General features: G+C 54.5%; 12 protein-coding genes, 1 tRNA gene and 1 riboswitch. Of the genes, 12 read left to right on the top strand and 1 reads right to left on the bottom strand.

Annotated features, from left to right (window positions below; genetic code table 11):
* Positions 1 to 262 precede the first annotated feature (262 nt).
* From SELSP_RS08980 to SELSP_RS08965, 4 genes are all read left to right on the top strand, one after another.
* Complete coding sequence (locus tag SELSP_RS08980; RefSeq protein ID WP_006191160.1) at positions 263 to 847, top strand: nucleoside/nucleotide kinase family protein; 585 nt, start codon at positions 263 to 265, stop codon at positions 845 to 847.
* Between the two features lie 216 nt (positions 848 to 1063).
* Positions 1064 to 1256: riboswitch (cobalamin riboswitch) on the top strand.
* A gap of 302 nt (positions 1257 to 1558) precedes the next feature.
* Positions 1559 to 2803 (top strand): ABC transporter substrate-binding protein, encoded by a 1245-nt coding sequence (locus tag SELSP_RS08975; RefSeq protein ID WP_232362315.1) that lies wholly within the window; start codon positions 1559 to 1561, stop codon positions 2801 to 2803.
* 25 nt (positions 2804 to 2828) lie between these two features.
* A complete protein-coding gene (locus tag SELSP_RS08970; protein WP_006191170.1) occupies positions 2829 to 3869 on the top strand; it encodes a FecCD family ABC transporter permease in 1041 nt (346 codons plus the stop codon).
* The gene (locus tag SELSP_RS08965) at positions 3866 to 4642 is read left to right on the top strand and encodes an ABC transporter ATP-binding protein (protein WP_006191172.1); all 777 of its coding nucleotides are present in this window, start codon (positions 3866 to 3868) and stop codon (positions 4640 to 4642) included. Before SELSP_RS08970 ends, SELSP_RS08965 begins: the two co-directional genes overlap by 4 nt.
* Positions 4643 to 5537: 895 nt before the next feature.
* Here the strand turns inward: SELSP_RS08965 and SELSP_RS08960 are convergent.
* Positions 5538 to 6407, bottom strand: a complete 870-nt coding sequence (locus tag SELSP_RS08960; protein ID WP_006191175.1) for a YitT family protein — start codon at positions 6405 to 6407, stop codon at positions 5538 to 5540.
* 134 nt (positions 6408 to 6541) lie between these two features.
* Between SELSP_RS08960 and SELSP_RS08955 the strand changes: the two genes are divergently transcribed.
* The 8 genes from SELSP_RS08955 to lepA all read left to right on the top strand — a co-directional run bounded on the left by SELSP_RS08955 (position 6542) and on the right by lepA (position 14382).
* Positions 6542 to 6619, top strand: a tRNA-Arg gene (locus tag SELSP_RS08955).
* Between the two features lie 211 nt (positions 6620 to 6830).
* A complete protein-coding gene (locus tag SELSP_RS08950; protein WP_006191177.1) occupies positions 6831 to 7454 on the top strand; it encodes a TetR/AcrR family transcriptional regulator in 624 nt (207 codons plus the stop codon).
* A gap of 19 nt (positions 7455 to 7473) precedes the next feature.
* Positions 7474 to 8670 carry a putative heme d1 biosynthesis radical SAM protein NirJ1 gene (gene nirJ1, locus SELSP_RS08945; protein WP_006191179.1) on the top strand — a complete coding sequence of 399 codons (1197 nt, stop codon included), beginning with the start codon at positions 7474 to 7476 and terminating at the stop codon, positions 8668 to 8670.
* Complete coding sequence (nirJ2, locus tag SELSP_RS08940) at positions 8667 to 9659, top strand: putative heme d1 biosynthesis radical SAM protein NirJ2 (protein WP_006191181.1); 993 nt, start codon at positions 8667 to 8669, stop codon at positions 9657 to 9659. The genes nirJ1 and nirJ2 overlap by 4 nt, the downstream gene beginning before the upstream one ends.
* A gap of 138 nt (positions 9660 to 9797) precedes the next feature.
* Positions 9798 to 10598 (top strand): HAD family hydrolase, encoded by an 801-nt coding sequence (locus tag SELSP_RS08935; protein WP_006191183.1) that lies wholly within the window; start codon positions 9798 to 9800, stop codon positions 10596 to 10598.
* A gap of 11 nt (positions 10599 to 10609) precedes the next feature.
* Positions 10610 to 11458, top strand: a complete 849-nt coding sequence (locus tag SELSP_RS08930; protein WP_006191186.1) for a histidinol-phosphatase — start codon at positions 10610 to 10612, stop codon at positions 11456 to 11458.
* Between the two features lie 102 nt (positions 11459 to 11560).
* On the top strand, positions 11561 to 12493 hold the full coding sequence (locus SELSP_RS08925) for a hypothetical protein (RefSeq protein ID WP_013740957.1): 933 nt from the start codon (positions 11561 to 11563) through the stop codon (positions 12491 to 12493).
* Positions 12494 to 12585: 92 nt separating this feature from the next.
* On the top strand, positions 12586 to 14382 hold the full coding sequence (gene lepA / locus SELSP_RS08920) for a translation elongation factor 4 (protein WP_006191189.1): 1797 nt from the start codon (positions 12586 to 12588) through the stop codon (positions 14380 to 14382).
* Positions 14383 to 14445 lie beyond the last annotated feature (63 nt).

Raw genomic sequence — 14445 nt, 5'->3', positions numbered from 1 at the left:
CCCGCGCATTTCCTTTTCCTTTGTAAATTTTCCTGTATTTCAATCAGAAATTTTAAGCGAAAAATAAGGACGGCTTTTTGTTTCTCCAGAGAAAATATGGTTGGCAAAGGAGAAGAAATGATGTATGATAGCATATGAGAGGTTTTTATGATTTTTATCTTTTTGCTGTAGGGACAGCTTTTTTGATATAAGGAGAACGAGGAGGGGCGGCCCTCTTTTTCTTTTTCGCCGGCCGTGCAAACGGCTTTCTTAGGAGAGGATTATGACAAATAAGATTTATGCGCTGGTCGGGCCGCACGCTTCGGGCAAGACGGTGCTGATCGGCAAGCTCATGCAGATGGGGATACATTACATTCCTTTATATACGACGCGGAAGCCCGGAAAGATTGATTCCGATACGAGATTTTACCGCTTTGTCGGCAAGGCGGAATTCTTCAAGCAGGAATTCATTGTGCACGTCACATATAAGGGCGACTATTATGGCGTCTTGAAAAAAGACGTTCTTTCGGCGCTGCAGGAGCATAAGATCAGCCTTGTGATGTTGGAGGCGAATGGCGTCAAGCAGCTCTCGCGCCTTTTGAAAGAGAATTTCGAAACGATCTTCCTCATGGTCGACTATGTGACGCTCGTCGAGCGCATGATTCGTCTCGGACATAAGAATAGTGAGATAAAGTATCATTTGGAATATGCGGAAAACAACAGTGAGTTTGACAACTGGAAGGACGCCACGCATGTCGTGAAGATCCGAAATGTGGCGAATCCGGGGACGGCGTTCGATCAGATCTTGGCAATCATGGGATTGATGCGTCTTCTGCCGCCGGAAAAGCTCAAGGAATGTGTGCAGTAAAGGGGCAGCCTGCAAGGGCTGCTTCTTTATTTTTCAGAGAAATTTACCATGAAAGTCCAAGAAGTCAAGCCGTAGGCGCAGACTGATTGGCTCTTTCATGTAAGGGCGGCGCACAATGTCCACGAAGTGGACGTTTGTGCGTGTAGTTTACACTGCCAACAATATTATGCTTTTTGATTGACACGTTAAAGGCCTCATGTTATCATATAATAAAAATTTCATATGATTGAATTAGGTGTCTTTGGACTTAATAGGGAATTTGGTATAAGCCAAAGCGGTCACGCCACTGTAACAGCGAGCGACTTTGCAGAAGAACGCATAGCGTTTTTAGTCACTGAGATCTTTCTTGGGAAGGCGCAAAGAAACGATGAACTGAAGCCAGGAGAACTGCCTGATTGACAATCGCCGATAGACCTGCGAGTGACGGGGATGGAGATTTTGTGTACATGGATGCTCATACTGTACCTGAGCTTATCAGGCATGGTGTCTTTGTGCAGACTAGATTAAAGTCCGGTTCCTTGGTGGAAACGGACTTTTTGTGTGGAGAAAAGCGGGAGGCTGGCTCATTGCGAATGCACCGCTGCCCGTGCATAGAGTGCATCGAACCGTGTATAACGAGTATGAGAAATACGAGCAGAATCGAAATCCGAAGTTGGAAGAGAGACTTTTGTGGGGGGGTGATTGCAGGAGCGAAAGACGATATGCGTTCGCTTGGATCCGGATCGACGGCGATCCGGCGGAATCTGTGAGAAGTTGTTTCGAAAGTTTAAGAAACGAGGTGTTTTCATGTTTCATACAAAGAAGTATATTGTTTCCGTTGCCGTGGTTCTTCTTCTGCTGGTCAGCATGATCTTCACGGCCTGCGGAGGTTCCAGAGATGTGAAGAAGGATGCGGCGCAGAATGAAAAACCCATTGAGATTACGGATGTGACAGGACAGACGGTCACGTTGAAAAAGCCGGCAGAACGCGTCGTTGTGCAGTGGAGTGCTTCGGGCGGTGCGTTTATGACGATGGCGGCACTGACAGGCAAGGATGTTGCCAATATCATCGTTGGAATCGATCCATATTTGAGCAAATATCGTACCGATATGTGGAATCATTTCAAAGCAGATCTTCCGGAACTGGAAAAGATTCCTCTCATCGGCGCCGTGAATGAAAAGACCTTCGATACGGAAAAGGTGATTTCCCTGAATCCGGATGTCATCTTTATCCCGTTGAATATGAAAGATCAGTACGAATCCGATGTGAAGCCGAAGATCGATGCAGCCGGAATACCGACCATTTATATCGACTATCATGCGGAGAAGCTTGAAAATCATCAGCGTTCGATTGAAGCCATCGGCAAGGCGTTGGGCAAAGAGGAGCGCGCGGAAGAGCTCAAAAAGTTTTATACGGAACACGTGACAAAGGTTACCGATCGCATCAATAAGATCAACAAGCCGAAACCGACGGTTTATATCGAGACGGGCAATGAAGGGCCAGAAGGATTTGGCACTGCATACAGCAACAAGGTTGCATGGGGCGCATTGGCAACAGTGTGCGGCGCCGATCTCATTACAAAAGATGTAGTCGCGTCGGCGGGGCCTGTCAATCCCGAATTTATTCTGGAAAAGGATCCCGACATCATCATGATCATGGGTTCCTATTGGCCGAAAAAGGCTACCGCCATGCGTCTCGGATTTGATACGAACGAAGAGCATTCTCAGGAGCTCTTGAAGGCGTTTACACAGCGCGATGGCTGGGACAAGTTGAAAGCGGTCAAGAACAAGCAGATTTATTCGGCTCATCATGGACTGCCGCGTGAGGTCTACGACTGCGCTGTCTTCGAGTATCTGGCAAAGACGTACTATCCCGAAGAGTTCGCAGATGTTGATCCGGAAGGCACGCTCAAGGAATTCTACGAAAAATTCCTTCCGTTCTCCTATGGGGGAATTTGGTTCATGCATTTGAATTAGGAAAGGGCTTAGCATAGTGGAAGAGATGAAGGACCATTTTGACTACAAAAAGCAGAGTTACCGCAGAATCATCTTTATTTTGCTCGGGCTGCTGATTTGCGCGATAAGTTTTATGACCGACGTGATTGTAGGCCCGGCCTCGCTCACGCCACAGGATGTTTGGATGGCGGTGATACAGGCTCCGGAGGTTTCCAAAAACGCCGATGTCATCGTTTGGTCGATTCGGCTTCCGACGGCCGTCATGGCTTTGCTCGTCGGGGCTTCTCTGGGGATTGCCGGGGCGGGAATGCAGACGATTCTCGATAATCCTCTCTCCAGCCCCTATACCCTCGGCATATCGGCAGGCGCGGGATTCGGCGCCTCTCTCGTGATTGTGGTCGGGCTGAGCTCACTGGAGTTTCTAGGGGAATTCATGGTGCCGTTCGGTGCGTTTATATTCGCAGGACTGACGAGTTTCTTCATATACTCCATCAATAAGATTAAGAGCTTTTCCTCTGAGACAATGATCCTTGCCGGTATTGGCATGATGTTCTTGTTCCAGGCGCTTCAATCTCTGATGCAGTATATGGCAACGCCCGAAGCCCTCCAGAACATTGTTTTTTGGACGATGGGCAGTCTGTCAAAAGCAACTTGGATGAACATCTCCATTGTTTTCGTCGTGCTGCTCCTGATGCTTCCGCTTATGATGCGCGAATCGTGGCGGCTGACGGCATTAAAGCTGGGGGATGAAAAGGCCTCCGGTCTGGGGGTCAATGTCGAGCGTCTGAGAGTCAAAGTTTTTCTCTTCGTATCGATCATTACCGCAGTTGCCGTTTCTTTCGTGGGAACGATCGGCTTTATCGGCATTGTCGGACCGCATATTGCGAGGATGTTGGTCGGTGAGGATCAGCGGTATTTCCTGCCGCTCTCTGCGGTATGTGGAATGGCGATCTTGTCGCTGGCATCCATTGGCAGCAAGATGCTGATTCCGGGCGCTATGTTTCCGATCGGCATTGTGACGGCAATCATCGGAGTTCCCTTTTTCTTCTCGTTGGTATTGACTAGGAAAAGGAGTTATTTCAAATGATTGAAGTTCATGATCTGACCTTTGGATATTCCTCCGATTCCCAAAAGAATATATTGCGGGGGGTCGATTTCGTCGCTCAGACCGGAAAACTGACTGCTGTCATCGGAACGAACGGCGCCGGGAAATCAACGCTCCTGAAAACGATCATAGGAATCTTGTCGGGCAAAGGGGATATCCGGATCAACGGCAAGTTGGCTGAGACATATTCGTCCGAGGAGCTCAGCGGCACGGTAAGCTATCTGTCTCAGGACAACGACTGCAAAATCAATCTAAGTGTCTTTGAGATCGTCATGTTGGGGCGTATGGGCTCGCTGTCTTTCCGCGTCAAAGAGGAAGATATTCGAGCGACGGAGGAAGTGCTGCAGCGGCTGAATTTGCAGGAGTTTGCCTCGCGCAGCATCATGGCCTTGAGTGGAGGGCAGCGGCAGCTTGTGTTTATTGCTCAGGCACTGGTAAGGGAACCTACGGTATTGCTGCTCGATGAACCTACCAGTGCGCTGGATCTGCACAAGCAGTTCAAGCTGTTGACCTTATTGAAAAAGTTGACGCAAGAAAATCAATTTACGACATTGGTCACTCTGCACCATCTCGATTTGGCTGCGAAATTTGCCGATGAGATTATCGTTTTACAGAAGGGGGAAGTGTACGCGCAGGGGGAGCCGCGTGAGATTTTCACGGAGGCCATGATGGAAGAGGTATACCATGTAAAAACGAAAGTTTATGTCGATGAGCATAGTGTGCCGCATGTGATTCCGCTTGAGGCGATTCCCTGAGTACAAATGAATCGGTCCGAAAAAAGAGCCTATCCATGCAGTTTTGGGGCGGATTGCTATTGCAATCCGCCTTGACTGGAAATGTTTCAAGATTTTTCAAAATATTATTGACAACTTATAGGAAATGTTTTATAATAAGTATGCAGATGAAAGGAGGCATCCCTTGCGAAGAAGTTTGCAGAAAGAGGAGAAACTCTAGTATGCAGGCCAGCAGAAATAGCAGAAAGGCTCAGGGTAAGCTGAAGGTTCAGGCATGGAGCGCATCGTGGAGGAGGAAGAGCGTATTCCGAGACCATGGTGAACAAGCTCACGGAGAGAATCCAAAGGGCGGCAAGCCGTTGCAGCAGGACGGCAGGAAGCGGAACGAATGTTCATGAAGGGTTGAGGGGCGCTTGCGGAACTGATGTAAGGCAAGACGCAAGTGCCGAAGAATCCACGGATGCAAGAATCCGTGCGTCGAGGCGGAAGCTCGTGCAGCTGCGAAGGACAATGCATGAGTTTGACGCAGAAGAAGGGCAGTTCCGATCAATTCCGAGTCCGAGTAGGAGAATCATGCGCAGGAAAAACAGGGCGCATAATGCCGATACCGCTTGACTGCCGAAAAAGAGCGCCAGAGAGTGTATCTCCATGCGGCAGGGCAAAGGCTTCATGGCTTCGGTGAAACTTGGGAAATCTGCGGGGGTCGACTTTCAAACAAGCGGGGCTGCCGCATAAGTCGTGTCTGACTTATGCGGCAGCCCCGCTTCTTGTTTCTGCAGCAGTTTGCAAAATCGGCTGACGGGAGATTGTACGCGCGGACGGCTGCATCGTGGAGACGGTGCGTCGCCTTTGCCTGAGTTCAGTCGTTCGAGCTGCACTTTTGGCTCGGCCTGCCGGGTCGTTATGGTTTGAGCGCTCAGTGTCCGCTTTTCTTGAACCTGCCGCCGACGATGTCGTGGACAGCGTTGATGGTCACGAAGGCGTTTTCGTCGATGCTGAGGACGGTTTCCTTGAGCTTGTTGACTTCGAGGCGCGTGACGACGGAGTAGAGAACCTTTTTTTCCTCGCCCGTGTAGCCGCCTTCGCCGTAGAGGAGGGTGACGCCGCGTCCCAATCGCTCGGCGAGGGCGACATTGATTTTGTCCGGTTCGTTTGTGACGATCATGACGGCGTAGGATTCGTCAAGCCCTTGCACGACGACGTCGATCATCTTGGCGATGACGAAGTAGGCGACGAGCGAGTACATCGCCTTGTCCCAGCCGAAGAGAAGACCGGCGCCTGAAAGGATGAAAAGGTTGATGAACATGACGACTTCGCCGACGGAGAACACGGATTTCTTGTCGAGGATGATGGCAACGATTTCCGTGCCGTCGAGCGAGCCGCCCGAGCGAATGATGAGACCGACGCCGAGACCGACGATGATGCCGCCGAAGATGGCGGCGAGGAAAAAATCCTGCGTGACGGTCGGGAACGGTGCGAAGTAGGCCGACCATAGAGAGAGGAGGGCGATGGCGGTCAAGGTGGCGAGGGCGAAGGCTTTGCCAATCTGCTTGTAGCCGAGGTAGAGGAACGGGAGGTTGAAGAGGATGAGAAAGACGCCCAGAGGCTGCTCTGTGATGGCATGCGCCATGATGGAGAGGCCGACGACGCCGCCGTCGATGATGTTGTTCGGGATGAGGAAGATTTCGAGCCCGACGGCCGTGATGACGGCGCCGATGAAGATCGTCACATATTTTTGCATCAGGGAGAGCAGACGCTTCTTGCGGCTTTTCTTTTCTTTTTCCATAGGGCGCTCCTTTCTTGTGGCTTGTATACTTTCTCATTATACGGAAAAAATAGGAGACGTGCAAATTTTTATTTGACAACGAATGTTTCCTGTGATAGAATCACTTATGTTGATTGCGAGAGCGGTCAGCTTGTGACTCAGTAGCTCAGTTGGATCAGAGTATTTGACTACGAATCAAAGGGTCGGGGGTTCGAGTCCCTCCTGGGTCACCATTTTGAAGTTTTGCGCTGGCAGTAGCCGGCGCTTTTTTTGTGCGCGAAAGCGTTCGTCGTTCAAAACGCTTTTTGAGCGACCGTATTTCATCGTGCTTTCTTAAATTTGTGAAGATGCTTCATTTTCTTCTTTAAAAATGAAGGGGATTCATGTATAATAGGCAAAGAGAGTTGGAGTGTGCAGGAGACTCCTTAAGCGAGGGGGATTTGTATGGAAGAAGAGAAGATAAGCCGACGCGAGATGAAGAAGATCCAGTCGCGCAAGGCGATTCTTGATTCGGCGGCAAGCCTGTTTCAGAGTCGCGGACTGGAAGATGTTGCGATCGCGGACATCATGAGCGGGGCGGAACTCGGCATCGGTACGTTTTACAATTACTTTGATTCCAAGGACGACGTCTTGATGGAACTTCTGGGGCGCATCATGAAGGAGCTGGGAGAAAGGGTGCGCGTCCTGTCCGAGGAGCAGAAACCCGTGACGGAAATTCTGCGCGAGCTGCTCTTGGCGGCGGCCAGGCTTCTCGGGGAGAACCGCTATGTGCTGCCGCTCTTCCTGCGCGCGGCGCAGCAGGCGACCTTGCTGAAGCGGTCAGAGACGAGCGTTTCGGCGCCGCCTTTTACGGTGCTTTTCACGCGTTTGGTCGAGGAGGGGCAGGCGAAGGGCGAATTTCGCTGCGACATCCCGACGGCGATCATCTCGGAGCTTTTCCATTCGCTGTTTCAGGCGGCGGCGTTCAGCAAGCTGGAGCTTTCTTTCGAGGAGAATGTGCGGCTGAAGCTCGGATTGATCCTCGACGGCATGCGCGTGATTGAAAAGCAGGAAGAACAAAAGGAATAAACGGGAGGATTTTTATTTCATGATCAGTGTAACGAAGCTTCTTTTTGCGCGCGAGTATTTCGGCGACTCGCTGCGCTATACGAAGAATGCGCATCGCATGAAAAACGGTGCAGCCGAAGGAATGGGACCCGTCGTCGTCTGGAATTCGACGAAGACGTGCAACCTCAAGTGTCGCCATTGCTACATGAATTCGGACGCCAAGAAGTATCAGAACGAGCTGACGACGGAGGAGGCGCGGCGCTTCATCGACGATCTCGCCGACTTTCGCGTGCCCGTGCTGCTCTTTTCGGGCGGCGAACCGCTCCTTCGTCCCGACTTCTTCGAGCTTGCCGAGCATGCGGCGGCAAAGGGCGTGCGCCCGACGCTCTCGACGAACGGCACGCTCATTGACCGCGCGACGGCGCAGCGCATCAAGGACATCGGCGTGGGCTACGTCGGCATCTCGCTCGACGGTCTCAAGGATGTGAACGACAAGTTCCGCGGCAAGGAGGGCGCCTACGAGGCTGCCATGCGCGGCATAGAGAACTGCACGGCGGTCGGGCAGCGCGTGGGGCTTCGCTTCACGATCAACCATCACAACATCATGGAGCTCGACAAGATCTTCGATTTCATCGAGGAGGAGGGCATCAACCGCGTGTGCTTCTATCATCTCGTCTACTCGGGGCGCGGCAACGCGATGATGGAAGAGGATGTGACGGCACAGGAGTCGCGCAGTGCCATGGATACGATCATCCGCCGCACGCGCGATTTTGAGGAGCGCGGTCTGGAAAAGGAAATCCTGACGGTTGACAACCACTGCGACGGCGTTTACATCTACTTGAAGACGCTCAGGGAAAAGGGCGAGGCGGCGGCCGAGCATGTGTGGAAGCACATTTCGATGAACGGCGGCAACCGCTCGGGCATCGCTTTCGGCGAGGTCGATCCCTTAGGCTACGTCCATCCCGATCAGTTCACGCAGCACCATACCTTCGGCAACGTGCGCGAGAGGAAGTTCGGCGAGATCTGGCAGGACACGTCAAACGCCATCATGGCGGGACTCAAGGATCGAAAGCCGCTCCTCACGGGTCGATGTTCCTCGTGCTGCTACCTTTCGTGCTGCAACGGCAACTTCCGCACGCGCGCCGAAGCGCGTACGGGTGATTTCTGGGCAAGCGATCCTTCGTGCTATCTGACGGACGAGGAGATCGGACTCGTGGGCGAGGAGGCGGCGATATGATCATCTCATGGAACACGACGAACGCCTGCAACATGTACTGCAAGCACTGCTACCGCGATGCGGGCTGCAAGGCGGAGGAGGAGCTTTCGACGGCGGAGGCGAAGAAGCTCCTCGATGAGATCGCGCGCGCGGGCTTCAAGATCATGATTTTTTCGGGCGGCGAGCCTCTGACGCGCCCTGACATTCTGGAACTTGTAGAACATGCGACGAAGCTTGGCCTGCGTTCGGTCTTCGGCACAAACGGCACGCTGATCACGCCTGAGATGGCACGCGACTTGAAGGCGGCGGGCGCGATGGGCATGGGCATCTCGCTCGACTCGATGTCGCCCGCGAAGCACGATACGTTCCGCAGCTATCCGGGCGGCTGGGCGGGTGCTGTCGAGGGCATGAAGAATTGCCGCGCGGCAGGGCTGCCGTTTCAGATTCATACGACGGTCATGGACTGGAACGAGAAGGAATTGGAGGCGATTACGGACTTCGCCGTGGAACTCGGCGCTGTGGCGCACCACTTCTTCTTCCTCGTGCCGACGGGACGCGCCGAGACGATCGAGGAGGAGTCGCTTCGTGCCGAGGCGTACGAGAGCGTCCTGACGCGCATCATGAAAAAGTCGGAGGAAGTGGATATCGAATTGAAGCCGACGTGCGCGCCGCAGTTTTTGCGCATCGCGGGGCAGATGGGCATCAAGACGCGCTTTCGGCGAGGCTGCCTCGCTGGACTCAGCTATTGCATCATCAGCCCGCGCGGCAAGGTGCAGCCGTGCGCCTATCTCAACATGGAGCTTGGCGACGTGCGAAAGACGCCATTCGACGAAATCTGGAAGAGCAGCGAGGTGCTGAACAAGCTGCGCACGCTCGAATATTCGGGCGGCTGCGGCACTTGCGACTATAAGCGTGCCTGCGGCGGCTGCCGTGCGCGTGCTGCCTACTACAACGATGGTGATTATATGGCGGAAGAGCCTTGGTGTCTTTACCACGGGCGCAAGGGATAGTATAATTAGATAGGCAGGGGCGACGGTGCGCCGGGAAGCGTGCCGCCGCCCTTTTGCGTGAGGCGGCGCTAGATGTTCAAACGGCGGATGTTGGTGCGTGCAGCCTGCAGCGATGGGAGTTGAAGAAAGGCGGCTTTTATGATCAAGCTGGTATTTTGCGATATGGACGGCACGCTTCTCGATGGGCAGGGAAATCTGCCTGAAGGACTCGGCGCGATCCTCGCCGAACTCAAGGCGCACGGCATGATCTTTGCGCCTGCGAGCGGCAGGCAGTATGCGGCGCTTCTGCGTCACTTCCGACCGTGGGCGACTGATCTCATCTTTTGCGCGGAAAACGGCGCCTACGTCGTGCGGCGCGGCGAGGAGCTTTTCTCTACGACGATCGCGCCCTCCCTGTGCAGGGAAATCGTGCGCCGCGCCGCTGCCGTCAAGGGCGCCTATACCGTCTGGTGCGGCAAGGAGTACGCCTATGTGACGGAGCGCAACGAGGATTTTTTCGCCGAGATGGAAAAATATTATACGGAATACAATATGGTCGAAGATTTTTCTGACGTGCATGATGCGGCGATCAAGTTTTCTATATGCGATCCCGTGGAGGCGGATGCTGAGCGCACGATCTATCCTTCGCTGCAGGACTTGTCCGAGGAGCTGAAGGTCGTCGTCTCCTCGAACTATTGGGTGGACATCATGCAAAAAGATGTGAACAAGGGCGCCGCCGTGCGCCGCGTGCAGCAGCTTCTGGGCATTCGCCCCGAAGAGTGCCTTGCCTTCGGCGACTATCTGAACGACGTCGAGATGCTCGGCGCGGTAGGCGAGAGTTACGCGATGGAGAATGCGCACCCGAAGGCGAAGGCGGCGGCGAAGCATATCGCGCCGCCCAACACGCAGCACGGCGTGCTGCGCATCCTGCGCCGGCTGCTCGATGAAGGAAAGATGTAGGGGAGAAGATCATGAAGCTCGACTATCATATGCATTTGGAATACGGCTCTTACGATGAAGCGTGGGTGGAAGGATTCTTTCGGGCGGCGGCGGCGCGCGGCGTGGCGGAGATCGGCTTTTCCGAGCACAGTCACACGTTTCCGGAGTTTGAATCGCTCTATTACGATGATCTTATCTTGGACGACTCCTTCGTCGGCAGTTTTCAGCAGAAGTGGCTGAAGAAGAACAAGTTCAAGTATACGCTCGAAGAATACTTCGCCTTCATGGCAAAACTCAAGGAAAAGCACGCGGTCAAGACGGGCATCGAGGTCTGCAACTTCCAGGATCAGACGGCTGTTGCCAAAATCCTCGGCAGCTGCGATTTTGACTATGTGATCGGCTCCGTTCACTTCATTCGCGGCTGGGCCTACGACTCGTCCGAGATAAAGGCGGAGTGGGATCGCATCGCGCTCTTTGACATCTACGAATGGTACACGCAGGAGATCGAGAAGCTCTGCGCCTCAAAGCTCTACGATGTGCTCGGGCATCCGTTCAACATCCGCCTCTTCCGCTACTTCCCCGACTTCGATGTCACGCCGTTCTTGGAACGCGCCGTGTGCGCGATGGAAAAGGCGCAGATGGCGGTCGACATCAACACGGGTACGCTCTACCGCTACCCGATTGCGGAGATCTCGCCTTACGAGGATTTCATGCGCCTCGCGGCGGCGCACAAGCTCCCTGTCATCACGACCTCGGACGCGCACAAGCCCGAGGATGCGGGCGCGTACAATGACGAGGCTGTCGCCTACGCACGGCGCTTCGGCTACGAGACGACACTGCGCTTCACGAAGAGGGAGCGCGAGGTCGTGCCGCTCGGCTGATCGTTGCAGCCGCTCCTTTCACCTCTTGCCAGACATGCGGATTTTTCGTACAATATGGGGGAGAGATTTGTACGTTTGTTAAAGAGAAAAGGGGGAGCCGCCTTGAAAAACGCATGGGAGAAGTTCTGTTGCGCGGTCGTTGCCGTGCTTCTTTTTGCCGTCGTGCCGTGCCGCGCTCTTGCTGCGCCCGATGCGTCGGAAGAATGGTATTGGTTGGCATCGGATGCGAAGTACAGCAAGTATTTTGCGCCGAACGAAGTCACGGTCGTCAAGAGTCTCAATGTCGCAGGCCTGGAGCGTGCGATGCCGACGGTCATCCACGGCTGGATAAAGACGAGCTTCAGCTATGAAGGCGCAAAGGAGACGATTGCGAACTACGGCATCAAGGATATCCTGCCCGATCCGGCTACGCTTTCCTACAGCCTCGCACTCGTCGAGGTCAGTCCGCAGAATCGCACTTTCCGCTATCTGGAAGAGGACTTTTACGATGCGCAGGGAAACATCCTTTGGTCGAAACGCACGCCCGGCTCGGAAAAGGAAATGAACTCGCAGCAGTATGATGAAACCTTTTATGCGGCAATCGTCGACAGCGTTTTCGGCATGGGCGAACTGGAGCGTCTGACGAGTTCGGATCGCTGGTATGAGCTTTGGAAAGAAAAGCGGTCGGACGGAGGCGAGGAGAGCGCCATGGCGGACACCTCGACGATGCGGCTCAAAGGGGAACTGCTCTTTTATTGGGAGTGGGTCACGAAAAAGGATGCCAAGGGAAATACGTTGGAGGTGCAGTTCCTCAAGCGCGCCTTGAACGTGCCGATGGGCACGGTAAGCACGAAGGATGGCAAGACTTGGACGCCGCAAGCGGGTTGGCAGGATCTGGAGGAGACGGATCTGACGTTTCACGGCATTCAGCAGGGCAGCAAGGAATATACGGGATTCCTGCGCCTGCGTACCTACACGGCGAAAAACCTCGCGTGGCTCTATCGCGCGAGCTTGGAGCCGAACGCCGAGCGGCGTCTCCAACGCGATGAGGAGTGAGGTGCGGGCATCACGCCGGGCATCTTTGTCATGGGGAGCGGCTCGCCCCGTAGGAAAGTCAACGAGTCGATGGACAAGGAAAGGAATTTTTGATGCAGAACAAATACATCCGCAATTTCTCGATTATCGCGCACATCGACCATGGCAAGTCGACGCTTGCCGACCGCCTCATTGAAAGCACGGGCACTTTGACCGAGCGCGAGATGGAGGCGCAGGTGCTCGACAACATGGAGCTTGAGCGCGAGCGCGGCATTACGATCAAGGCGCAGACCGTGCGCCTGCACTATCGCGGCAAGGACGGCGAGGTCTATGAACTCAATCTCATCGACACGCCGGGTCACGTCGATTTCACATACGAGGTGTCGAGAAGCCTTGCAGCCTGCGAGGGAGCGCTTCTCGTCGTCGATGCGGCGCAGGGCGTCGAAGCGCAGACGCTCGCGAACGTCTACATGGCGCTGGAGCACGATCTCGAAATCATCCCTGTCATCAACAAGATCGACTTGCCGAGCGCCGATCCCGAGCGCGTCAAAGAGGAGATCGAGGAGGCAATCGGCCTCGATGCGTCCGAGGCGATCCTGACTTCGGCGAAGACGGGCGTAGGCATCGAGGAGATCTTGGACGCCATCGTCGAGCGAATCCCGCCGCCGAAGGGCGAGGACAATGCGCCGCTTCGCGCTTTGATTTTCGACTCGTACTTTGACTCGTACAAGGGCGCGATCGCGCATGTGCGCCTGATGGAAGGCCATATCAAGAAGGGTATGGAGCTGAAGATGATGGCGACGGGCAAGACATTCGAGGTGACCGACGTCGGCTGTTTCCGTCCCGCGCCTGCAGAACTCGGCGAGCTTACGGCGGGAGAAGTCGGCTTCGTCGCGGGAAGTTTGAAGAACGTGCGCGACGTGCTTGTCGGCGATACCGTGACGAGCGCGAAAAATCCTGCGCCTGAACCGCTGCCCGGATATCGCGGCGTGACGCCGATGGTCTACTGCGGACTTTATCCTGTGGACAGCGCCGACTACGACAATTTGAAGGATGCGCTCGAAAAGCTGCAGCTCAATGATGCGGCGCTGATCTTCGAGCCAGAGACATCGATCGCGCTTGGCTTCGGCTATCGCTGCGGCTTCTTGGGACTTCTGCACATGGACGTCATCCAGGAGCGGCTGGAGCGCGAATACGGCATGAAGCTCATCACGACGGCGCCCTCCGTCATCTACCACGTCCACAAGACGAACGGGACGATGCTCAAGGTCGACAATCCGTCGAAGCTTCCGCCGCCGACGGAGATCGATTTCATCGAGGAGCCATTCGTCAAGGCGACGGTCATCGTGCCGAAAGATTATGTCGGCCCCGTCATGGAAGTCTCGCAGGAAAAGCGCGGCACGTTCGAGAGCATGGACTACCTCGATACGAACCGCGTCATGATCATCTACCACATTCCTTTGAGCGAGATCATCTACGACTACTTCGACCGCTTGAAATCGACGACGCGCGGCTATGCCTCCCTCGACTACGAGCTTGCCGACTATCGCCAGTCGCGCCTCGTGAAACTCGACATCCTCTTGAACGGCGATCCCGTCGATGCATTGTCGACCATCGTCCACGCCGACCGCGCCGCGACGCGCGGCCGTCAGCTCGCGCAGAAGCTCAAGGAGATCATTCCGCAGCAGATGTTCGAGATTCCGATCCAGGCGGCTGTCGGCAATAAGATCATCGCGCGAGAGAACGTGCGTGCCATGCGAAAAGACGTGCTCGCCAAGTGCTACGGCGGTGACATATCGAGAAAGCGCAAGCTTCTCGAAAAGCAGAAGGAAGGAAAGAAGCGCATGAAGGCGGTCGGCAGCGTCGAAGTGCCGCAGGAAGCCTTCATGGCGATATTGAAGATCGACTGATTCCCGCGAGGTCCTGGGCTTCCTTTTATTGTAGGAATTGCCGAGCGAAGGGGAAAGCGAGAA

It is taken from the genome of Selenomonas sputigena ATCC 35185, from assembly GCF_000208405.1.
GTDB classification, from domain to species: domain Bacteria; phylum Bacillota; class Negativicutes; order Selenomonadales; family Selenomonadaceae; genus Selenomonas; species Selenomonas sputigena.
Note: the sequence above shows the minus strand (reverse complement) of the source record. Positions and strands in the feature narration are given on the sequence as shown.